Source organism: Demequina lignilytica (genome assembly GCF_030418305.1).
Lineage (GTDB): Bacteria > Actinomycetota > Actinomycetes > Actinomycetales > Demequinaceae > Demequina > Demequina lignilytica.
The window spans coordinates 51967-72745 of record NZ_JAUHPX010000008.1 but is presented as its reverse complement, the minus strand read 5'-3'; the positions used below and the strand labels follow the sequence as shown (position 1 = coordinate 72745).

At 72.8% G+C, this 20779-nt stretch carries 18 protein-coding genes; 6 read left to right on the top strand and 12 right to left on the bottom strand.

What is annotated here, in order from left to right:
- Both QQX10_RS12225 and QQX10_RS12220 read left to right on the top strand, forming a co-directional pair.
- The gene (locus tag QQX10_RS12225; protein WP_301121121.1) at window positions 1-894 is read left to right on the top strand and encodes a carbohydrate ABC transporter permease; all 894 of its coding nucleotides are present in this window, start codon (window positions 1-3) and stop codon (window positions 892-894) included.
- Window positions 891-3167: a beta-xylosidase/alpha-l-arabinosidase gene (locus QQX10_RS12220; protein WP_500861481.1), complete on the top strand. Its 2277-nt coding sequence runs from the start codon at window positions 891-893 to the stop codon at window positions 3165-3167. The genes QQX10_RS12225 and QQX10_RS12220 overlap by 4 nt, the downstream gene beginning before the upstream one ends.
- Before the next feature lie 155 nt (window positions 3168-3322).
- Here QQX10_RS12220 and QQX10_RS12215 read toward each other — a convergent pair whose 3' ends face one another.
- From QQX10_RS12215 to ligA, 7 genes are all read right to left on the bottom strand, one after another.
- Window positions 3323-3967, bottom strand: a complete 645-nt coding sequence (locus QQX10_RS12215) for a polysaccharide deacetylase family protein (RefSeq protein WP_301121119.1) — start codon at window positions 3965-3967, stop codon at window positions 3323-3325.
- Between the two features lie 58 nt (window positions 3968-4025).
- Window positions 4026-5534 (bottom strand): Asp-tRNA(Asn)/Glu-tRNA(Gln) amidotransferase subunit GatB, encoded by a 1509-nt coding sequence (gene gatB / locus QQX10_RS12210; protein ID WP_301121237.1) that lies wholly within the window; start codon window positions 5532-5534, stop codon window positions 4026-4028.
- Between the two features lie 5 nt (window positions 5535-5539).
- A complete protein-coding gene (gene gatA / locus QQX10_RS12205; protein WP_301121117.1) occupies window positions 5540-7081 on the bottom strand; it encodes an Asp-tRNA(Asn)/Glu-tRNA(Gln) amidotransferase subunit GatA in 1542 nt (513 codons plus the stop codon).
- Window positions 7078-7377, bottom strand: a complete 300-nt coding sequence (gatC, locus tag QQX10_RS12200) for an Asp-tRNA(Asn)/Glu-tRNA(Gln) amidotransferase subunit GatC (protein ID WP_301121115.1) — start codon at window positions 7375-7377, stop codon at window positions 7078-7080. The genes gatA and gatC overlap by 4 nt, the downstream gene beginning before the upstream one ends.
- 39 nt (window positions 7378-7416) lie before the next feature.
- The gene (locus tag QQX10_RS12195) at window positions 7417-7992 is read right to left on the bottom strand and encodes a GNAT family N-acetyltransferase (protein WP_301121113.1); all 576 of its coding nucleotides are present in this window, start codon (window positions 7990-7992) and stop codon (window positions 7417-7419) included.
- A complete protein-coding gene (locus QQX10_RS12190; protein ID WP_301121111.1) occupies window positions 7989-8207 on the bottom strand; it encodes a hypothetical protein in 219 nt (72 codons plus the stop codon). Before QQX10_RS12190 ends, QQX10_RS12195 begins: the two co-directional genes overlap by 4 nt.
- Before the next feature lie 107 nt (window positions 8208-8314).
- A complete protein-coding gene (ligA, locus tag QQX10_RS12185; RefSeq protein ID WP_301121109.1) occupies window positions 8315-10420 on the bottom strand; it encodes an NAD-dependent DNA ligase LigA in 2106 nt (701 codons plus the stop codon).
- Between the two features lie 74 nt (window positions 10421-10494).
- On the opposite strand from ligA, the gene QQX10_RS12180 reads away from it, so the two are divergent.
- On the top strand, window positions 10495-11370 hold the full coding sequence (locus QQX10_RS12180) for a M15 family metallopeptidase (protein ID WP_301121107.1): 876 nt from the start codon (window positions 10495-10497) through the stop codon (window positions 11368-11370).
- A 4-nt stretch (window positions 11371-11374) separates the two neighbouring features.
- Window positions 11375-12733, top strand: coding sequence for an 8-oxoguanine deaminase (locus QQX10_RS12175; protein WP_301121105.1), 1359 nt, complete (start codon window positions 11375-11377; stop codon window positions 12731-12733).
- Window positions 12734-12739: 6 nt separating this feature from the next.
- Here QQX10_RS12175 and QQX10_RS12170 read toward each other — a convergent pair whose 3' ends face one another.
- From QQX10_RS12170 to QQX10_RS12150, 5 genes are read right to left on the bottom strand one after another with little or no spacing between them, the layout of a single operon-like run.
- Window positions 12740-13321 carry a helix-turn-helix domain-containing protein gene (locus QQX10_RS12170; RefSeq protein WP_301121103.1) on the bottom strand — a complete coding sequence of 194 codons (582 nt, stop codon included), beginning with the start codon at window positions 13319-13321 and terminating at the stop codon, window positions 12740-12742.
- Window position 13322: 1 nt separating this feature from the next.
- Complete coding sequence (locus tag QQX10_RS12165; protein ID WP_301121101.1) at window positions 13323-14168, bottom strand: ABC transporter permease; 846 nt, start codon at window positions 14166-14168, stop codon at window positions 13323-13325.
- Window positions 14165-14962, bottom strand: a complete 798-nt coding sequence (locus QQX10_RS12160; RefSeq protein ID WP_301121099.1) for an ABC transporter permease — start codon at window positions 14960-14962, stop codon at window positions 14165-14167. Before QQX10_RS12160 ends, QQX10_RS12165 begins: the two co-directional genes overlap by 4 nt.
- A complete protein-coding gene (locus QQX10_RS12155) occupies window positions 14962-15792 on the bottom strand; it encodes an ABC transporter ATP-binding protein (RefSeq protein ID WP_439710129.1) in 831 nt (276 codons plus the stop codon). Before QQX10_RS12155 ends, QQX10_RS12160 begins: the two co-directional genes overlap by 1 nt.
- A gap of 8 nt (window positions 15793-15800) precedes the next feature.
- On the bottom strand, window positions 15801-16895 hold the full coding sequence (locus tag QQX10_RS12150) for an ABC transporter substrate-binding protein (RefSeq protein WP_301121095.1): 1095 nt from the start codon (window positions 16893-16895) through the stop codon (window positions 15801-15803).
- 217 nt (window positions 16896-17112) lie between these two features.
- On the opposite strand from QQX10_RS12150, the gene QQX10_RS12145 reads away from it, so the two are divergent.
- Entirely contained in the window at window positions 17113-17934 is an 822-nt protein-coding gene (locus QQX10_RS12145) for an FAD binding domain-containing protein (protein WP_301121093.1), read from the top strand.
- Window positions 17931-20720 (top strand): molybdopterin-dependent oxidoreductase, encoded by a 2790-nt coding sequence (locus tag QQX10_RS12140; RefSeq protein ID WP_301121091.1) that lies wholly within the window; start codon window positions 17931-17933, stop codon window positions 20718-20720. Before QQX10_RS12145 ends, QQX10_RS12140 begins: the two co-directional genes overlap by 4 nt.
- The last annotated feature ends 59 nt before the right edge of the window (window positions 20721-20779 follow it).

Sequence of the window (20779 nt, the reverse complement as noted above, 5' to 3'; positions counted from 1 at the left end):
ATGACCGCCCTCGCCGACCGCCCCGCGCCCGCGACCCCGCCGACGCCCCCGGCCGCCGCATCGTCCCGCCGCGCGCCGCTGCGCGCGAGCACCATCCTGCAGTACGTGATCGTCCTGGCGGTGATCGCGGTGACGATCGTCCCCGTGCTGTACGTCATCACCTCCGGCTTCCGGACCAACGGCCAGATCGCCTCCGCCCCCACCGCGCTGCCCGACCCGTGGGTGCTGTCCAACTACGGGAGGGTGCTGAGCTCCGGCGACTTCTGGCAGCAGGTGCTCAACTCGACGCTGATCGCGGTCGGCACGACCGCCGGCGTGATCATCACGGGCACCATGGCCGCGTATCCGCTGGCCCGCTACCGCTTCCGCGGGCGCGAGGCGCTCTACCTGGTGTTCGTGCTGGGCCTGCTGTTCCCCATCGGCGTCGCGATCCTGCCGCTGTACCTGCAGCTGCGCGACCTCCACCTGCTGGGCACGCACTGGGGCGTGATCATCCCCCAGGTCGCGTTCGCGCTGCCCATCACGGTGATCATCCTGCGGCCGTTCCTCAAGGCGATCCCGCGCGAGCTGGAGGAGGCCGCGTTCGTGGACGGCACCACGAGGGTCGGGTTCTTCTTCCGGATCCTGCTGCCGCTGGCGGTGCCCGCGATGGTGACCGTGGGCGTGCTGCAGTTCGTCGCGAGCTGGAACGCCTACCTGATGCCGCTGCTGGTGCTGACCTCGCCCGACTCGTACACGCTGCCGCTCGGCGTCGCGCGGTTCTCCTCGCAGTACTCGTCGGACACGGCCGCGATCCTTGCGTTCACATCCGTGGCGATGCTGCCCGCCCTCGCGTTCTTCACGCTGATGGAGAAGCGGATCGTGGGCGGCCTGTCGGGCGCGGTGAAGGGGTGAGCGCCGTGACCACCGCCGTCGCCGTACCCGTGTCCCCTCGCGTCGCCGCGCTGCTCGCGGAGATGACTCTCGAGGAGAAGCTCGCCCAGCTGGTGGGTTTCTGGGAGGGCGAGGAGGGCGACTCGGTCGCGCCGCTCCAGGGGGAGCTGTCCTCGACCGGCGGCGCGGGCGAGGCCATGCGGCACGGCCTCGGGCAGATCACCCGCGCCTACGGGACCAACCCCGTCGAGCCCGACGAGCGCGCGGCCTGGCTGTGGGAGCGCCAGCGCGCCCTGGTGACCGGGACGCGCCTGGGCATCCCCGCGATCGTGCACGAGGAGTGCCTCACCGGGCTGGCGGCCTGGAAGGCGGCGACGTTCCCGTCGCCGCCCGCGTGGGGCGCGAGCTTCGACGATGCGCTGGTCGAGCGGATGGGCGCGCTGATCGGCTCGTCCATGGCGGCGCTGGGGATCCACCAGGGGCTCGCGCCCGTGCTCGACGTGGTGCGGGATCCCCGCTGGGGGCGCACCGAGGAGGCGATCTCCGAGGACCCGCTGCTGGTGGGGTCGATCGGGACGGCGTACGTCCGCGGGCTCCAGTCGGCCGGCGTCGACGCGACGCTCAAGCATTTCGCCGGCTACTCGGCCTCGGCGGCCGGGCGGAACTTCGCGCCGGTGTCGATGGGCCCGCGCGAGCTCGCGGACACGGTGCTGCCGCCGTTCGAGATGGCGGTGAAGGATGGTGGAGCGCGGGCGGTGATGCACGCGTACACGGCGGTCGACGGGGTGCCCTCGGTCGCGGACCGGCGGCTGCTCACCGCGCTGCTGCGCGACGAGTGGGGCTTCGACGGCGTGGTGGTCGCGGACTACTTCGGCGTGGCCTTCCTGCACGTGCTGCACGACGTGGCCGCCGACCTGGGCGAGGCCGCCTCGATGGCGCTGGCGGCAGGCGTCGATGTCGAGCTGCCCACGGGCGATGCGTACCTCGGGCCGCTCGCGGCGGCCGTGCGCGCGGGTTCCGTGCCCGAGGAGCTGGTGGACCGGTCCGTCGTGCGCGTGCTCGCGCAGAAGGAGCGGCTGGGGCTGCTCGACCGCGACTTCGCCGGGGCGCCCCCCGGCGGCGTGGACCTGGACTCTCCGGAGCATCGTGCCGTGGCCCGAGCGCTGGCGGAGGAGTCGATCGTGCTGGTCTCCAACGACGGCACCCTGCCGCTGTCGCCGGCCTCGCGCGTGGCCGTGATCGGCCCCAACGCGGACCGGGCGCAGGCGCTGTTCGGGTGCTACTCGTTCGTGAACCACGTGCTCGCCCAGCGGCCGGGCGTCGCGATGGGGATCGAGGCGCCGACCATGGCGGCGGCCCTCGCCGCGCGGTGGGAGGCGCCCGTCACCGTCGCGCGGGGCTGCGGGGTGTCCGACCCCGATCGATCCGGATTCGACGCGGCCGTCGAGGCGGCGCGCGGCGCCGACGTGGCGGTGATCGCCGTGGGCGACCACGCCGGCCTGTTCGGACGCGGCACGGTGGGCGAGGGCTGCGACGCGGACTCGCTCGAGCTGCCCGGAGTCCAGCGCGCGCTCGTCGAGGCCGTGCTCGAGACGGGCACCCCGGTGGTGCTGGTGGCCCTGACCGGGCGGCCGTACGCCCTGGGCTGGGCCATGGAACGATGCGCGGCCGTGGTCCAGGCGTACTTCCCCGGGGAGGAGGGGGGCGGGGCCCTGGCGGCGGTGCTCGCCGGCGACGTGAACCCGTCCGGGAGGCTCCCGATCACGCTGCCGCGCTCCGCGGGCGCCCAGCCGTACACCTACCTGCACAGCCGCCTGGGCGGTGCGACCGAGGTGACGCATGTGGATCCGACGCCCGCCGCCGAGTTCGGGCACGGGTTGTCGTACACGGCCTTCTCGCACGAGGAGCTCGGCGTGGCGGGGCCCGCGGCGACCGACGGTTGGATCGAGGTGGAGGTCTCGGTGGTGAACACCGGCGCGCGCGCCGGCACCGAGGTGGTGCAGCTCTACGGGCGCGACGTGCGCGCCTCGCTGCCTCGGCCCGTCGCCCAGCTGCTCGCGTACGCCCGGGTGCCGCTCGCGCCCGAAGAGTCGCGAATCGTCCGATTCCGGGTGCCGACGTCCCGGCTGGCGTTCTCCGGCGTGGATCTCGCGCGCGTGGTCGAGCCGGGCGAGGTGGAGCTGTGGACGGGGACGAGCGAGCGGCGCCGCGCCACCGCGACCGTGGACCTGGTCGGGCCGGTGCACCGGCTCACGGGAGAGGAGCCGCGGCTGCCGGTGGTGGAGGTCGGGTAGGTGGTCGCTGGGCACCTACCGGCTCGATCTCATCTCGGGCCAGCGCAACCCTCGAGCCATCTGCCAGGTGCGACGCTCGCGGTCGTGGCGTGTGTCGCCACCCGGGCACGGACCGGTAGGTGCTGAAGGTCCAGCCAGCCGCGAGCGAGAGCCCTCTACGGCATCTCGGGGAGCACGAAGCGCCAGCCGTCGGCGAGGCGCTCGTCCACCACCTCGATGACCGCGTCGATGGTTCCCGCGCGATCGCCACCACCGTCGTGGGCGAGCACCACGGCGCCGGGCTCCATGGCGACCCGCAGCCGGGAGGCGAGCACCGCGGGGTCCTGCTCCTCCCAGTCGCCGATCGTGCCGGTGACCGCGAGCGGCTGCATGCCGAGCCTGGTCGCGACGGGGGCGGTGACGCCCCAGGATCCGCGGGGCGCGCGCCAGTAGGGCACCGGCACCGCGTCACCCGCCGCCTGCTCGATCACGTCGAGCACCTTCAGGAGATCGTCGCGCACGGTCAACGCGTCCCACTCCCCCATGTCCGTGTCGGACATGCCGTGGTTGCAGAGCACATGGCCGTCGGCGACGATGCGGCGCAGCACCTCGGCGCCCGAGGGAAGGTCGCCCCCGCCCGGCGCGAGGATGTTCTCCCCGATGACCGCGAACACCGCCCGGATGCGCCGCTCGCGCAGGTGGTCGAGCAGGCGGAGCGTGTCGGCGCCGTTGGGGCCGTCGTCGAACGTGAGCGCAGCGATGGGCACCGATGCGTCGAGACCCCCGCGGGCCGCGCGGCTCACGGGGGTCTCGGTCAGCATGGGTGCTCGCTCTGCAGTCGGGATTCGGCGGGGCCAGGTGGGCCGGTCGAGCCGGGGCTCAGCCCTCGACTCCCGCGCGCTGGAGGATGATCTCGCGCACGCGCGCGGCGTCGGCCTGGCCGCGGGTCGCCTTCATCACGGCCCCCACGATGGCGCCGGCCGCCTGCACCTTGCCGTCCTGGATCTTGGCGAGGACGTCGGGCTGGGCGGCGAGCGCATCGTCCACGGCCTTCTCGAGCGCCGAGTCGTCCGACACGACCTCGAGGCCGCGGGACGCGACCACCTCCGTGGGCGAGCCCTCGCCCGCGAGGACGCCCTCGAGCGCCTGACGCGCGAGCTTGTCGTTGATCTTGCCCGAGTCGACCAGGCCCTGGAGCTCCGCCACCGCGGCCGGGGTCACCGGCAGCTCGCCGAGCGCCACCTCGCGGTCGTTGGCGACCCTCGAGAGCTCGCCCATCCACCACTTGCGGGCGGACTGAGCGGTGGTGCCCGCCTCGACGGTGGAGGCGATGAGGCCCAGCGCGTCCGCCGCGACCGCGTCGCGCATCTCGAGATCCGAGAAGCCCCACTCCTCCCTGAGGCGCGCCCGCATCTTGGCGGGGTGCTCGGGGATGGTGCCGCGCAGCTCCTCGACCCACTCGCGGGCCGGCTGGACCGGCAGCAGGTCGGGCTCCGGGAAGTACCGGTAGTCCTCCGCCTCCTCCTTGGAGCGGCCCGGCGTGGTCGACGAGGTGTCCTCGTGCCAGTGACGGGTCTCCTGCACCACCGGTCGGCCGGCGAGCAGCAGCGACGCCTGGCGTGCCGCCTCGAAGTGGACCGCGCGCTCGATCGCACGCAGCGAGTTCACGTTCTTGGTCTCGGAGCGCTTGCCGAACGGGACGTCGTCCTGCGACTCCCCCGCCACGGCCTTGGGTCGCAGCGAGAGGTTGACGTCGGCGCGGACGGAACCCTGCTCCATGCGGCCGTCGGAGATCCCGAGCGCCCGCACGATGTCGCGGATGGTCGCGACGTAGGCGCGTGCCACCTCGGCCGTGCGGTCGCCCATGCCGGTGATCGGCTTGGTGACGATCTCGACCAGGGGCACGCCGCCGCGGTTGTAGTCGACCAGCGAGTAGTCGGCGCCCTGGATGCCGCCCGTGCCACCCACGTGGGTGTTCTTGCCGGCGTCCTCCTCCATGTGCGCACGCTCGATGCCGATCTCGACCACGGTGCCGTCGTCGAGCACCACGTCGAGGGCGCCCTCGTAGCAGGTCGGCTCGTCGTACTGCGAGATCTGGTAGTCCTTGGCGAGGTCCGGGTAGAAGTAGTTCTTCCGGGCGAAGCGCGAGGACTCGCGGATCGAGCAGCCGAGCGCCAGGCCCAGCCGGATCGCCGACTCGACGGCCTTCTCGTTCGTCACCGGCATCGCGCCGGGCAGGCCCAGGCACACCGGGCAGACCTGGGTGTTGGGCTCCGCGCCGAACTCGTTCGCGCAGCCGCAGAACATCTTCGTCCTGGTGTTGAGCTCGACGTGGACCTCGATGCCGAAGACCGGGTCGAACTCGTCCATCGCCTGCGCGTAGGTCATCGTGGTCACTGGGCCACCTCCGGAGCCTGTGCGGTCAGCGGGCCGCCCCAGTCGGCCACGAGCGACGCCTCCAGCGCCGCACCGACCTTGTAGAGGCGGGCGTCCTCGTGCGCGGGCGCGAGGATCTGGAAGCCGGTCGGGAGCCCGTCCTCGGGCGCAAGACCTGCGGGCAGCGACATGCCGGGGATGCCGGCGAGGTTCGCGGGGATGGTCGCGACGTCGTTGAGGTACATCGCCAGCGGGTCGTCGATGCGCTCGCCGATCTTGAACGGCGTCGTGGGCGTCGTGGGCGACACGAGCACGTCGCACTGCGCGAACGCCGCGTCGAAGTCCCGCTGCACCAGCGTGCGGACCTTCTGCGCGGAGCCGTAGTAGGCGTCGTAGTAGCCGGCGCTCAGCGCGTAGGTGCCCAGGATGATGCGTCGCTTGACCTCGTCGCCGAAGCCCTCGGCACGGGTCGCGAGCATCGTCTTCTCGATGGTCTCCTTCTCGACGCGCATGCCGAACCGCACCGAGTCGAACTTCGCGAGGTTGGAGGAGGCCTCCGAAGGCAGGATCACGTAGTACGCGGCGAGCGCGTACTCGAACGACGGGCAGGAGACCTCGACGGTCTCCGCACCCATGGCCCGGAGCCGGTCGAGCGACTCCTCGAACCGCTGCTTGACGCCGTCCTGGAAGCCGCCGTCCTCGCCGGAGATCTCCTTGACGACTCCGACCCTCACGCCGGTGAGGTCCATGGCCGCGCCGGCGAGGGCGGCCTCGACGACGGCCGGCACCGGCTCGTCGAGCGAGGTGGCGTCCATGACGTCGTGCCCGCCCATGACCTCGTGGAGCAGCGCCGTGTCGAGCACGGTGCGGCCGCAGGGACCGAGCTGGTCAAGGGAGGAGGCGAGGGCGATCGCGCCGAAGCGGCTCACGCCGCCATAGGTGGGCTTCACGCCCACGGTCGCGGTCACCGAGGCGGGCTGGCGGATCGAGCCGCCCGTGTCGGAGCCGACCGCGAGAGGCGCCTCGAACGCCGCGAGCGCCGCGGCCGAGCCGCCGCCCGAGCCGCCCGGGATCCGCTCGAGGTCCCACGGGTTGCGGGTCGGGCCGTAGCCGGAGTGCTCGGTGGAGGACCCCATGGCGAACTCGTCCATGTTGGTCTTGCCCAGGATGGGCATCCGCGCCTCGCGGATCTTGCGCGTCACCGTCGCGTCGTAGGGAGGGATCCAGCCCTCGAGGATGCGGGAGCCGGCGGTCGACGGCATGCCCTGCGTCACCACGACGTCCTTGACCGCGATCGGCACGCCCGCCATGCGCGGCATCGCGACGCCGGCGGCGCGGTCGGCGTCGACGGCGGCCGCCGTCGCGAGCGCCTCCTCGGCGTTGACGTGCAGGAACGCGTGGACACCCTCCGACGGGTCCGCGCCGTCCACGGCGGCGATCCGGTCGAGGTGCGCCTGCACGAGAGCGACCGAGGTCACCTCGCCGGCGGCGAGGGCGTCGGCCATCTCCGCGGCGGTGGCACGGGTCCAGTCGCGGGCGGCTGCGTCCACGGCGGTCATGCCTCCTCCCCCAGGATCTGGGGCACACGGAAGCGGCCGTCCTCGGCCTCCGGGGCCCCCGACAGCGCGGCGTCCTGCGCGAGCGACGGGCGGACCTCGTCGGCGCGGTGGATGTTCGCCATGGGGATCGGGTGGCTGGTCGCGGGCACGTCCTCGCCGGCCACCTCGGCCACCTTGGCCACGGCGTCGACGATCACGGCGAGCTGGCCCGAGAGCCGGTCGAGGTCCGCGTCGGTCATCTCGATGCGGGCGAGCGCCGCGAGGCGCGCCACATCGCTTCTCTCAAGGGAAGACATGGTGGCGATTCTAGTGCGTGGGCGGGACCCGCCCGGGGCCTACGGCTCCCAGCTGTAGCCGAGCAGCCGCACGCCGGCCTGGGCGCGCGAGGGCTCGGTGGCGATGACGTCGGGGTCGAGCCGCGACACGGTGCCGTCGGCGTTGTCCTCGACCACCCAGTCGAGGTCCTCCCGGCGCGCGAAGCCCATCTTCTCGTAGAGCCGGTGGGCGGCGTGCATGGTGTCCATGGTCGACAGGACGATGCGCTGGGCGCCGAGCTCGACCGCCCGGTCCATCGCGGCGCGGGCCAGGGTGCGACCGATCCCCCGACCCCGCTCCATGGGCGACACCGCGAGCATCCGCAGCTCGTACTCGCCCGACTGCGCGAGCTCCGTGAAGGGGCTCCCCGGCGGCACCAGGGTGATGGTGCCGACGATCGAGCCCGCACCGTCCTGGCCGTCGAACATCGCGAGCAGGTCGGCGTGGCGCGCGCGGGCCTCGGCGTCCCGCAGCTGCGGGACGTAGGGGTGGGCGTGGTCGATCAGGCCGTCCGCCAGGTACGCGAGCGCCGTGAGCTCGCCGATCTCCTGCAGTCGTGACTTCTCGTCGGGAGCCACCACCCGGATCGACGTCACAGGGGGCCCTCACGGCCCTCGGGACGGCGGTCCCAATGGGGAGTCGAGGTCTCGGAGGGGGTCCCGATGGTCGGGTCCTCGCTCTGGCCGGTCGGCCCGCGGCCCGGATCCTCGGGCGGCGTCGACTTCGCACGCAGCGTGGAGACGATGACCCACACGACGGCGGCGAGGACGATCACGCCGGCGACGATGCCGATGATGATGCTGACGTCCATGGCTCCTCCACGAGGCCCCGCTGGGCCTCATCTCCAGACTACATAGCCGCAACCGCTTACGGCAGGGCGAAACCCGAGGGCCGCGTCCGGCCTGCTAGAGCACCGTGTCAGGCGAGAGCGGCGGGGCCGCCCTCAAGCAGGCGGACGAACGCGGCCTCGTCGATCATCGGCACGCCGAGCGCCTCGGCCTTGGCCGCCTTGGAGCCCGCGTTCGCACCGAGCACCACGTAGTCCGTGTTCTTCGACACGCTGCCCGCCGCCTTGCCTCCGCGGGAGATGATCGCCTCCTTCACGGAGTCGCGCGTGAAGCCCTCGAGCGAGCCGGTCGCGACGATCGTGAGCCCCTCGAGGGTGCGCGCGACCGAGTCGTCCCGCTCGTCCTCCATGCGGACCCCGGCCGCGCTCCACCGCTCCACGATCTCCACGTGCCACGGCACCGTGAACCACTGGAGCACCGACTCCGCGATGACCGGCCCGACGCCGTCGACCGCGGCCAGCTCCTCCTCCGAGGCCCCGCGGATCGCCTCCATGGACCCGAAGGCGGTCGCGAGCGCGCGCGAGGCCGTCGGACCCACGTGGCGGATGGACAGCGACACGAGCACGCGCCACAGCGGCTGCGTCCGGGCCGCGCCGAGGTTCTCGAGCAGTCGCATCCCGTTGGCGGACACGTCGCCCGCCTTGCGCCCCTGCACGCCGGCCTCGAGCTGACGTCGGGAGAGCTTCTCATCCACCTCGTACGTGAAGAGCGGCACCCGCCGCAGGTCGTCCTCCGTGAGCGAGAAGAGGCCTGCCTCGTTGACGAGCACGCCGGACTCCACGAGCGCGGCCGCGGCCTTCTCCCCGAGCACCTCGACGTCGAACGCGCCGCGCGAGCCGATGAAGGCGATCCGGTCGATGATCTGGGCCGGGCACGCCTCGGAGTTCGGGCAGCGCAGATCCTTGTCGCCCTCCTTCTGCTCGACCAGCGCGGTGCCGCACGAGGGGCACTCCGCGGGCATGGTCCACGCCCGCTCCTCCCCGGTGCGCGCCGCGACCACCGGGCCCACGATCTCGGGGATGACGTCTCCCGCCTTCCGCAGCACCACCGTGTCGCCGATCATGACGCCCTTGCGCGCGACCTCGTGAGCGTTGTGGAGGGTCGCGTAGGTGACGGTCGATCCCGCGACGAGCACCGGCGTCATCACGCCGTACGGGGTCACCCGGCCCGTCCGGCCGACGTCGACGCGGATGTCCTCGAGCGTGGTGTGCACCTCCTCCGGAGGGAACTTGTAGGCGATGGCCCACCGCGGCGCCCGACTGGTCGACCCGAGCGCGCCCTGCACCGACCGGTCGTCCACCTTCAGCACCGCACCGTCGATCTCGTGCACGAGCGCGTGGCGCCTCGCCTCGAGGTCCCGCAGGTACTCCTCGACCGCGTCGAGGCCCTCCACCACCCGGGCGTGCTCGGTCACGGGCAGGCCCCAGGACGCCAGCACCTCGTAGATGCCGTGCTGGGACGATGCGCGGGGGTCGGGCTCCGCGGCCCCCCAGTCGAGCGCGCCGAGGGCGTACGTGGTGACGGCGAGCGGCCGGGTCGCGGTGACAGTCGCGTCCTTCTGGCGGAGCGACCCCGCCGCGGTGTTGCGCGGGTTCGCGTACGGCGCCTTGCCGTCCTCGACCAGGCGGGCGTTGAGCTCCTCGAACGCAGCGACCGGCAGGAACACCTCGCCGCGCACCTCGACCAGCGCGGGCACGTGCTCGCCCGCCAGCCGGCGCGGCAGTCCCGCGATGGTGAGGACGTTGGCCGTCACGTCCTCGCCGGTGGTGCCGTCGCCGCGGGTGACGCCGCGGACCAGCGCGCCGCGCTCGTAGGTGAGAGAGATGGACAGGCCGTCGATCTTGGGCTCGCAGACCACCCGCTGGGGACCCGCGTCCTTCTCGACCCGCGCGAACCACGCCGCGACGTCCTCGACCGAGAACGCGTTGTCGAGGCTCATCATCCGCTCGCGATGCTTGACGGACGCGAAGCCGATCGCGGCCGTGCCGCCGACCGTCTGCGTGGGGCTCTCCGGGGTCACGAGCTCGGGCCAGTGTGCCTCGAGGTCCCGCAGCTCCCGCTCGAGCGCGTCGTACCCGGCATCCGAGACCGTGGGAGCGGCGAGCTCGTAGTAGGCGTGGCGGTGCGCCTCGATCTCCTGGACGAGCTGCTGATGGCGGGCGCGGGGGTCGGTCACGCCCCCTATCCCACCACGACGGTCCGACACCCACACGCCATCTGCCGGACATCCGTCCCCGCTACCCTGTGCGCATGCGTCCCGCCCCGCTCGCCGCCCTGGCCGTCGCCATCGCCGCGCTCGCGGGATGCAGCATGATCACCCCGGCCCCGCAGGCGACCGTGACGGCGACGGCGACCGTCACCGCGACACCCGAGCCGAGCATCGTCCCCGGCCCCACCGTCACGGAGACCGCGACGCCCTTCGCGCGTCCCGCGTGGCTCGCCACCACGCCGCTGGTGAAGAACGACAACGACCTGGGCGACCCCGGCGAGACGCCCGCGGAGCTGCGCGACCGCCGCCTGGAGCCGCGGCCCGGCGCGTACCCGGACCCTGAGACGGACGAGTGGGCGGCCACCGTCACCGCCGTGCCCGCCGACGTGCTCGCGCGCTCGAGCTGGCGCGAGGAGTGCCCGGTCGCACCCGAGGAGCTCTCGCACATCGTCATGACGTTCTGGGGTTTCGACCTGCAGCCCCACACCGGCGAGATGATCACCAACGCGGCGCACGCCGACGAGCTGGTCTCGGTGTTCGAGAAGATGTACGAGCGCCGCTTCCCCATCGAGGAGATGCGCGTCACGACGTGGGACGAGGTCAACGGCACCCACTACGGCGACCTCAACGTCACCATCTCCTTCGAGTGCCGCAAGGTCACCGGCGGCTTCTCGGTGTGGAGCCAGCACGCCAGCGGTCTCGCGGTCGACATCAACCCGTTCCACAACCCGTGGGTGCGCGACGGGTACGTCTTCCCCGAGCTGGCGGAGGCCTACATCGACCGCGAGTGGCTGCGCCCCGGGATGATCGAGACCCAGCAGCAGACCATCGCCGACTTCACCGCGCTCGGCTGGACCTGGGGCGGCACCTGGACCGATCTGGACGACTGGATGCACTTCTCGGCGACCGGAGGCTGACGCGATGGCACCCAGCATGCTCATCGAGGGCGGACACGTCGTGACCGTCGACGCCGCGGGCACCGAGCACGCCCGCGGCTGGATCGCCGTCCGCGACGGCCGCATCATCGCCCTCGGCGAGGGCGCCGCGCCGTCGGACGTCCGCGACGCCTTCCCCGACCGGATCGACGCCTCCGGAGCCCTGGTCACCCCCGGCCTGGTCAACACCCACCACCACCTCTATCAGTGGCTCACCCGCGGGATGGCGCAGGACGCGATCCTGTTCGACTGGCTGGTCGCGCTGTACCCGACGTGGGCGCGGATCGACGCCGACTCGGTGGGCGCCGCCGCCGCGGGCGCGATGGCCGTGCTGGCGCGCTCCGGATGCACCACCGTCGCCGACCACCACTACGTGTTCCCGCGGGGCGCGGGCGACCTGGTGGGCGCGATCGTGCACGAGGCCGACGACCTGGGCCTGCGCCTGACGGCGACGCGCGGCTCGATGGACCTGGGCGAGTCCGACGGCGGGCTGCCGCCGGACTTCGCGGTCGAGACGACGGACGATGCGCTGGCCGCCTCCGCCGCGGCCGTCACCCGCTACCACGACGCGAGCCCCGGGTCGATGGTCCACGTCGCGATCGCACCGTGCTCCCCGTTCTCCGTCACCTCCGACCTGCTGCGCGAGTCCGCCACGCTCGCGCGCGACCTGGGCGCACGCCTCCACACGCACGGCTCCGAGACCGTGGAGGAGGCGGCCTTCTGCCAGGAGCGCTTCGGCTTGGGCCCGACGGACTACCTCGAGGACCTGGGGTGGCTCGGCGCCGACGTGTGGATGGCGCACTGCGTCCACATGTCGGATCACGACGTCGCGCGCTTCGCGGACACCGGCACCGGGGTCGCGCACTGCCCCTCCTCGAACGCCCGGCTCGCGGCCGGCATCTCTCCGGTGCGCGCGATGGTCGACGCGGGCGTGCCGGTCGGGCTCGGTGTGGACGGCGCCGCCTCCAACGAGCACGGGAGGCTGGGCGGCGAGATCCGCCAGGCGGTGCTCGCGGCACGCCTGCGCGACGGTGCCGGCGCGATGTCGGTGCGCGACTCGCTGCGGCTCGCCACGATCGGTGGCGCCCGGGTGCTGGGGCGCGAGGCCGAGATCGGCTCGCTGGAGCCCGGCAAGCTCGCCGACATCGCCGTGTGGGAGCTCGGCGCGGTCGAGCACGCGGGGATCGCCGACCCGGTCGCGGCGCTCGGCCTGGGCTCCCTGCCGGTCCTGCGGAGGCTGCTGGTGCACGGCCGCGACGTGGTCGCGGACGGCCGCCTGGTGCGGGCCGACGAGGCGGCGATCGCGCGACGCGTGGTCGCCGAGGGGCAGCGGCTCCGCGGCTGACCGCGCCTACGTCCCCTTCTGCTCCTTCACGACGAGCAGGCGGTACGGCCCGCCCTGCGACCAGACCCGGTGGCGCACCCCGCCGGCGAAGTAGACCGAGTCCCCGGGCCCGAGCTCGTGGCGACGCCCGTCGGTCTCGAGCACGACCCTGCCGTCGAGGACCAGCACGAACTCGTCCTCCGCGTGCACGAACGGCTCCTCGGGATCCTCCGACTCCGACTCCACCAGGATCGGCATGAACGGCCGGCCCGCCTTGACCAGCGCCTGGGCGACCCCGCGCGCGAAGCCGTCGGGCGTCGGGCGTCGCGCCGCGGCGCGGGTGACCTCGACCCGGCGGCGGCGCGCATCGTCCGACTCGGCCGCGGCCATGAGCTCGACGGGGCTGGTCTCGAGCGCGCGCGCGATGCGCCGCAGCGACGGGAGGGAGAGGTTCGCGAGGCCGCGCTCGACCTGGCTGAGGAACGGATGCGACAGATCGGTCGCAGCCGCCAGCTGCACCAGGGTCATACGGCGCTGCTGGCGGAGCTCCCGCAGGCGCGCGCCGAGCCGGGCGGCGCCCTCATCGGACGTCGTCGTCGACTCGGTCATCTCAGACGCGCTTCTCGGGGTGCATGCCCATCCGTGCGAGCACCGTGTTCTCGACCGTCAGCACCACGTTGTAGAGCAGCAGCGAGACCAGCGTGACCACCACGACCGACGCCCACACCAGCGAGAACTGCGCCGACGAGATGTAGCCGCCGATCGAGCCGCCCACGCCGCGCCCGGTGGCGAGCCACTCGGCGAGGAGCGCGCCGGTGATCGCGCCGGGCGCCGAGATGCGGACGGCGGCGAAGAAGGCCGGCAGCGAGCTCGGCAGCGACACCTTCCGCAGCGCCGTCGCCGGAGAGCCGCCGTAGACGGAGACCACGTCGTGCATCTGCGGCGAGGCGCTCTTGAGCCCGTACGCGATGTTCACCAGCGCGGGGAACAGCACGACGATCCCGCCCATGACCGCCGTGGTCATGAAGTCGCGCCCGAAGATCATGATGATCACCGGCGCGAACGCGATCAGCGGCACCGAGCGCAGCAGGAGCGCGATCGGCATCGCCGCGTGCTCGAAACCCTTGGACAGCTGGAAGCCGGACGCCACCAGCAGCGCGACCACGAGTCCCGCCACGAACCCCACCGCGGCGTCGCCCAGCGTCACCAGGAGGTTCTCGAACACCTCCGAGGCGTCCTCGTCGGTGAGCATGAACTCGAGCACGTCGGCGGGGCTCTTGGCCACGAACGGCGACAGGTCGAACGCCCAGATGGCGCCCTGCCAGAGCACCAGGACCGCGACGAGCGTGAGCACCAGGGTCAGCAGCGAGGAGCCGAGCGCGCGGAGCGTGGCCCGGCGCGACTGGCGCTTGAGGTCGACGGCCAGCTGGGTGCCGGTGAACGATGCGAGGCTCATGCCGCCGCCCCCCTCGACCAGGGCGTCGCGAGACGCGTGAGCAGCCCCACGAGCAGATAGCCGGTGAGCGCCACGGCGCCCGAGGCGAGGGCGATCCCCCACACGCGGGGCGAGTTGAGCGACTGCTGGGCGATCACCATCGCCGGCCCCACGCCGGTCTCGACCTTGCCGAAGTACTCGCCGAGCACCGCGCCGAGGAACGCGGCCGGGACGGCGATCTGCAGCGCCGTCAGGATGGCCGGCGCGGCGGCGATGACGCGCACCTTGCGCAGCTGCGCCATGCGGGAGCCGCCGTACACCTCGACCACGTCGAGGCTCGCCTTGTCCGCCGACTTGAGCCCGAGCAGGGCCCCCACCACGGTGGTGAAGAACACCGACAGGGCCGCGAGGAAGACCGCCGTTCCCGACGGCTCCCCCGACTTGGGCGGCCCCACGATGAGGAGCACGATCGGCCCGATCGCGACGATCGGGATGCAGTAGGTGATCACCGCGAGCTGGTTGACGACGCCCTCGAGCTTGGGCACCACGAGCACCAGGCCCGCCAGCACCAGCGCGAGGCCGTTGCCCCAGAGGTAGCCCTGGGCGGCCTCGTTGAGCGTGACCGCGAAGTTCCTGGCGTAGAAGTCCCAGCCCACGTCCGCGTAGCCCTGGATCACCTGGACGGGCGTCGGGATGGCCTTGGTGTTGCCCGAGCCCACGTTCGCGAAGATGGTGACGGAGGAGATCCACCAGAACGCGAGGATGCCCAGCGCGCCCATCAGCCCCGTGGCCCACGGCGGGAGGCGGCGGGCCATCAGTGGTCCTCGTCCGCGGCCGCTCCTCCGATGCCGAACAGCAGCTCCGACGCCTGGTCCACGTACGCGTGGAACTCGGGCGACCGCATGATGTCGGGCGTGCGAGGGCGGGGCAGGTCGATGGTGATGATCTCCTTGACGCGCCCGGGCCGCGGGCTCATGACCGCGACCTGGTCGGCGAGGAAGATCGCCTCGGAGATGCCGTGCGTCACCAGCAGCGTGGTGGCGGGCTTCGCCGCGAGGATGCGCATGAGCTCCACGTTGAGCTTCTGGCGGGTCATGTCATCGAGCGCGCCGAACGGCTCGTCGAGCAGCAGCACGGAGGGCTTCAGCACCAGCGAGCGGGCGATCGACACGCGCTGGCGCATGCCTCCCGACAGCTGCGCGGGCTTGGCCTTCTCGAAGCCCTTGAGCCCGACCAGCGCGATGAGCTCCTCGATGTAGGCGTGGTCGACGGGCTTGCCCGCGACCTCGAACGGAAGCTTGATGTTGGCGTACACGGAGCGCCACGGCAGCAGCGCGGAGTCCTGGAACGCGATGCCCAGCTCGTTGTACGCCCGCAGGTCCTTGGGGCTGCGCCCGTCGACCCGGGTGCTGCCCGTCGTGGGCTCCTCGAGCCCCGCGAGGATCCGCAGGATGGTCGACTTGCCGCATCCGGAGGGACCCAGCAGCGCCAGGAAGGTCCCCTGGTCGGTGTGCAGGTCGGTGTCCTGGAGCGCGACCACCTGACGGCCGCGCGTGGTGAACACCTTGGACAGGTTCGAGATCTGCAGGCCGGTGCCCAGGGCGTCGCCCTGGGCACCGGCCTTCGCGGTGGAGCTCACGAGGATCCTTGGGATCAGCCCGCGTACGCGACCAGATCGGGGTTCTCGGCGTAGACCTCGGCGAGGATCGAGAGGTCGAACAGGTCGGCCGCCTCGATCTCGATGCCGGCGCCGGCCAGCGAGGCGATGGTCTCCGACTGCAGCTCGTCCGAGATGGTGAACAGGCCGTTGGCCACGGTCTCGTCCGAGACGACGAGCTCCTCGGCCTGCATGATCGCGCCGGCCTCCGAGGCCTCCGGGTCGAGACCCAGGTCGACGCCGTAGACCTCGTACGCCAGGCGGGCGCCCTCGGCCGGGTCGTTGACCGCGTCGGCCCAGCCCTTGATCTCGGCGACCAGGAACGCCTTGAGGGCGTCGCGGTTGTCAGCGATCGACTCGTCGGTGACGGTGAAGGTCTCCGCGACGAACGGCAGGCCGTTGTCCGCGAACGGCAGGTTGGCGGTCTCGTAGCCGGCCATCGAGACGGTGATCGACTCGTTGGTCAGATAGGCGATGAAGCCGTCGACCTCGCCGTTGGTGAGCGGCGCGGGGTCGTACTGGACGGGCACGATCTCGACGTCGTCCTCGGTGAGGCCGTTGGCGGCCAGCAGCGCGAGGAACAGCGACATGTTGGAGTCCTGGACGCCGATCTTCTTGCCGACCATGTCCTCGGCCGTCAGGATGTTCCCGCCGTCGGCCAGCGACAGCACGGTGAAGGGGTTCTTCTGGTAGGTCGCGCCGATGATCTTCAGCGGGGCGCCCTCGTTCGCGACGGCCGCACCGATCGACACGGCGTCGGAGAGCGCGACGTCGACGGTGTTCGACACGAGCTCGGCGGCGCCGGTCGACGGACCGGGCACCAGCTCGACCGAGTCGAAGCCCGACTCGGTGAAGTAGCCGTTCTCGGTCGCGAAGAACTCGCCCGAGAACTCCTCGTTCTTGATCCAGGACAGCTGGACGGTGAAGTCGCCGTAGGCCGGGGCCTCGGCCTCCATCGACTCGCCGGCGGCGACGCCGCTGGCCTCGACGTCGGCGCTGCTCGAGCTGCAGGCCGCCAGCGCGAACGAGGCGACCGCGGCAGCGGCCACCATGGCGGTGCGCTTGCCGGCGCGACCGAACGTGAAACTCATGTGTGTCTCCCTTGATTCGGTGGAGCGCGGGTCACCGCCCTTCCGGTGCCTCACCACGCCACGCGGCGACCCTAGGGAATGTAGATTTCGCCAACATGCGCATCCTGGTTTCGCGGACGTTAAATCGGCTAACGATCGTGCAACGATCGCGTCATCTGGACATGTCACACTGCCCGCAGACGGGCTCGGACGGGCCCCAGGGAGCCTGGGAGGCGGCATGGATCTCACCACCGTGAGCGCCTACCGCCGCGCGACCTCCGACGCGGACCTGACGCTCGCGCCCGGGGAGCGCTACCTCGCCGGGGGCACCTGGATGTTCTCCGAGCCCAACCGCGACGTCACCGGGCTGGTCGACGTCACGACCCTCCCCGGGCCCCATCTCGCCGCGGACCGGGCCGGCCTGACGCTCGGGCCCGGCTGCACCATCGCGCGGCTGCTGGCGCTGGAGCCGCAGCCCGGGTGGACCGCGCAGCCGCTGTTCCGCGACGCCGCGAACGCGCTCCTCGCGGGCTTTAAGATCTGGAACGAGGCGACGGTGCTGGGCAACATCGCCCGCGCCTTCGCCGCCGGCGCGATGACGGCGGCCTGCGCGACCCTCGACGCGGAGGCCACGGTCCGGGGCGTCGACGGCGGCCGTCGCACGGTCCCCGTCGCCTCCCTCCCCACGGGCAACGGCACCACCGTGCTCGGCCATGGCGAGCTGATCGAGAGCGTGCGCATCGGCGCGGAGGAGCTGGCCACGCGGACCGCGCTCCGGAAGGTCGCCCTCGCCGAGCTCGGGCGCTCCGGCGCCGTGGTGAGCGGCCGGGCGCACGCCGACGGGCGCACCGTCATCGTGGTCACCGCCGCGACCCTCACGCCGCACGTGCTGCGCTTCGACGCTCCCCCGCGGCCGGACGATGCGGCGGACGCCGCGCGCTCCGCCGACGACTTCTACACGGATCCCCTGGGCGCCGCCGACTGGCGGCGGCACGTCGCCGGCGCGCTGGCCGCGCGGGTGGCCACGGACCTGGCGCACGTCGATGAGGAGGACGCATGAGCATCGTCGCCGATGGCGCACCCCTCGACGGCATCCCCGCGCCCGGCCAGTGCCTGCGGACGTTCCTGCGCGAGCACGGCCGCACGGAGGTCAAGAAGGGCTGCGACTCCGGCGACTGCGGCGCCTGCACCGTGCTGGTCGACGGCACGCCCGTCCACTCGTGCATCTACCCGGCCGTGCGCGCCGAGGGCCGCGAGGTCACCACCGCCGCCGGGCTCGCACCCGAGGGCGAGCTGCATCCCGTCCAGGAGTCCTTCGTCGAGCACTTCGCGTTCCAGTGCGGCTTCTGCACGCCCGGCATGACGGTGACCGCGTCGACCCTGACCGAGGAGGACCTGCCCGACCTGGACCGCCGGCTCAAGGGCAACCTGTGCCGCTGCACCGGCTACCGGCCCATCCGCGAGGCGGTCGAGCACAGCGTGCGCGGCTGCGGCGTCGACGGCTCCTGCCCCGGGGTCTGCAGCCCCGGATCGGGCGCGGCCGTCGGGTCCTCCGTGCGACCGCCCGCCGCGACCGCGGTGGTCCAGGGACGCGAGGAGTACACGTTCGACACCGCGGTGCCCGGCCTCACCCACCTCAAGGTGCTGGGCTCGCCTCACCCGTACGCGCGCATCGTCGCCATGGACACGTCGCGCGCCCGTGCGCTCGCCGGCGTGGTCGCCGTCCTCACCCACGAGGACGCGCCCGCGGTGCGCTACTCGACCGGGAGGCACCAGAACCGCCTGGACGACCCCCGCGACACCCGGCTGCTCGACTCCGTCGCGCGCTTCGCCGGTCAGCGGGTCGCCGCCGTGGTCGCGGAGACCGCCGCGATCGCCGAGGCGGCGTGCGCCCTGATCGAGATCGAGTGGGAGGTGCTCCCCCACGTCACCGATCCCGAGGAGGCCCGCACCCCCGGCGCCCCGTCGATCCATCCCGACGCGACGCCCGAGGACGGGGTCGCGGATGCGGCTCGCAACGTCGTGGCCGCGATCCACGGCGGCTACGGGGACGTGGACGCCGGCCTCGCCGGGGCGGCCGCCGTGGCGACGGGGACCTGGTCGTCGGCACGCGTGACCCACGCACAGCTCGAGACCCACGGGTCGATCGGCTGGCTGGACGACGACGGCCGCCTCACGCTGCGCACCTCCTCGCAGGTGCCGTTCCTGGTCCGCGACGAGCTCGCGGTGGTCCTCGGCCTGGACCGCGACCGCGTGCGCGTGTTCACCAGGAGGCTCGGCGGCGGCTTCGGGGGCAAGCAGGAGATCTTCACCGAGGACATCGTGGGCCTCGCGGTCCTCGCGACCGGGCGCCCGGTCGCCTACGAGATGACGCGCGCCGAGGAGTTCCAGCGCACGGCGACGCGCCACCCCATGCGCGTGACCGCGACGCTCGGCGCGGACGCCCAGGGCCGGCTGACCGCGATGAAGGTCGACGTGCTCTCGAACACCGGCGCCTACGGCAACCACGCCGCGGGCGTGCTGTTCCACGGGTGCTCGGAGTCCGTCGCCGCGTACAACGCCCCCGCCAAGCGCGTCGACGCCGAGGCGGTCTACACGAACACCGTGCCCGCGGGCGCCTTCCGCGGCTACGGGCTCGGGCAGGTCATCCACGCGATCGAGTGCGCGATGGACGAGCTGGCCCTGGCCCTCGGGATGGACCCGTTCGAGCTGCGCCGGGTCAACACCGTCCGACCGGGCGACCCGCTGGCGATCACCTCGCTCGAGCCGCACGACGACCTGATCTTCGGGTCCTTCGGCCTCGACGAGTGCCTCGACCTGGTGAGGGACGCGCTCGCGCGCGACGATGCGGCGCCCGCCGTCCCCGTGCCCGACGGCTGGGCGGTCGGCGAGGGGATGGCGCTCGCGATGATCGCGACGGCGCCGCCGCGCGGGCACCACGCGACCGCGTCGGTGTCCGCGACTCCGGACGGGACCTACGTGGTCAGGGTCGGCACCGCCGAGTTCGGCAACGGCACCCAGACCGTGCAGACGCAGCTCGCCGCGGACGCCCTCGGCACCAGCCCGGACCGGGTGCGCCTGGTCGCGTCCGACACGGATGCCACGGAGCATGACACCGGCGCGTACGGCTCGACCGGCGTCGTGATCGCCGGCAAGGCGGTGCACGCCGCCGCGATGGACCTGAGGGGGATCCTGCTGGAGACGGCCGCCGCGGTGGCCGGCACGCGGGATGGGGACGGGGTGGAGTGGACCCTCGACCCGCTGGGCGCCGTCGCCGTCTCTCTCGACGGCGCCCAGCGCAGGGTCGGCGTCGCCGACCTGATCGCCGCGGCACCTGCCGAGACCCGCGACGCCGACGGCGTCCGCGGCACCGGGCGGGAGGACGGCGCCGTGCGCTCGCTCGCCTGGAACGTCCAGGGCTTCCGCGTCGCCGTCGACCCCGAGACCGGCGCCGTGCGCATCCTTCGCTCGGTCCAGGCGGCCGATGCCGGCGTGGTGATGAACCCCGCGCAGCTGCGGGGCCAGATCGAGGGCGGCGTGGCGCAGGGCATCGGCTCGGCGCTGTACGAGGAGGTGCTGGTCGACCAGGACGGCACCGTCGGCAACCCCGCCTTCCGGGTCTACCGCGTGCCCCAGATCGCCGACCTTCCCGTCACCGAGGTGCTCTTCGCCTCGACGTCAGACCGGCTCGGCCCGCGGGGGGCGAAGTCGATGTCCGAGGCGCCGTACAACCCGGTGGCACCCGCGATGGCGAACGCGATCCGTCGCGCCCTCGGGGTGCGCCTGCACGAGCTGCCGATGACGCGCGACCGTGTCTGGCGGGCGGCCTCGCAGCGCGGCTCATGACCCGCCCGCCATCCGTCGGGACACTCAGTCCTCCGATCCGCGAGGAACCGCGCCCGTCG

Coding starts and splice junctions, on each gene's coding strand:
- QQX10_RS12225 (WP_301121121.1), top strand. CDS start 1: ATGACCGCCCTCGCCGACCGCCCCGCGCCCGCGACCCCGCCGACGCCC.
- QQX10_RS12215 (WP_301121119.1), bottom strand. CDS start 3,967: ATGCTGACCGAGACCCCCGTGAGCCGCGCGGCCCGCGGGGGTCTCGAC.
- gatB (WP_301121237.1), bottom strand. CDS start 5,534: ATGACCTACGCGCAGGCGATGGACGAGTTCGACCCGGTCTTCGGCATC.
- gatA (WP_301121117.1), bottom strand. CDS start 7,081: ATGACCGCCGTGGACGCAGCCGCCCGCGACTGGACCCGTGCCACCGCC.
- gatC (WP_301121115.1), bottom strand. CDS start 7,377: ATGTCTTCCCTTGAGAGAAGCGATGTGGCGCGCCTCGCGGCGCTCGCC.
- QQX10_RS12190 (WP_301121111.1), bottom strand. CDS start 8,207: ATGGACGTCAGCATCATCATCGGCATCGTCGCCGGCGTGATCGTCCTC.
- QQX10_RS12180 (WP_301121107.1), top strand. CDS start 10,495: ATGCGTCCCGCCCCGCTCGCCGCCCTGGCCGTCGCCATCGCCGCGCTC.
- QQX10_RS12175 (WP_301121105.1), top strand. CDS start 11,375: ATGGCACCCAGCATGCTCATCGAGGGCGGACACGTCGTGACCGTCGAC.
- QQX10_RS12170 (WP_301121103.1), bottom strand. CDS start 13,321: ATGACCGAGTCGACGACGACGTCCGATGAGGGCGCCGCCCGGCTCGGC.
- QQX10_RS12165 (WP_301121101.1), bottom strand. CDS start 14,168: ATGAGCCTCGCATCGTTCACCGGCACCCAGCTGGCCGTCGACCTCAAG.
- QQX10_RS12160 (WP_301121099.1), bottom strand. CDS start 14,962: ATGGCCCGCCGCCTCCCGCCGTGGGCCACGGGGCTGATGGGCGCGCTG.
- QQX10_RS12150 (WP_301121095.1), bottom strand. CDS start 16,895: ATGAGTTTCACGTTCGGTCGCGCCGGCAAGCGCACCGCCATGGTGGCC.
- QQX10_RS12145 (WP_301121093.1), top strand. CDS start 17,113: ATGGATCTCACCACCGTGAGCGCCTACCGCCGCGCGACCTCCGACGCG.
- QQX10_RS12140 (WP_301121091.1), top strand. CDS start 17,931: ATGAGCATCGTCGCCGATGGCGCACCCCTCGACGGCATCCCCGCGCCC.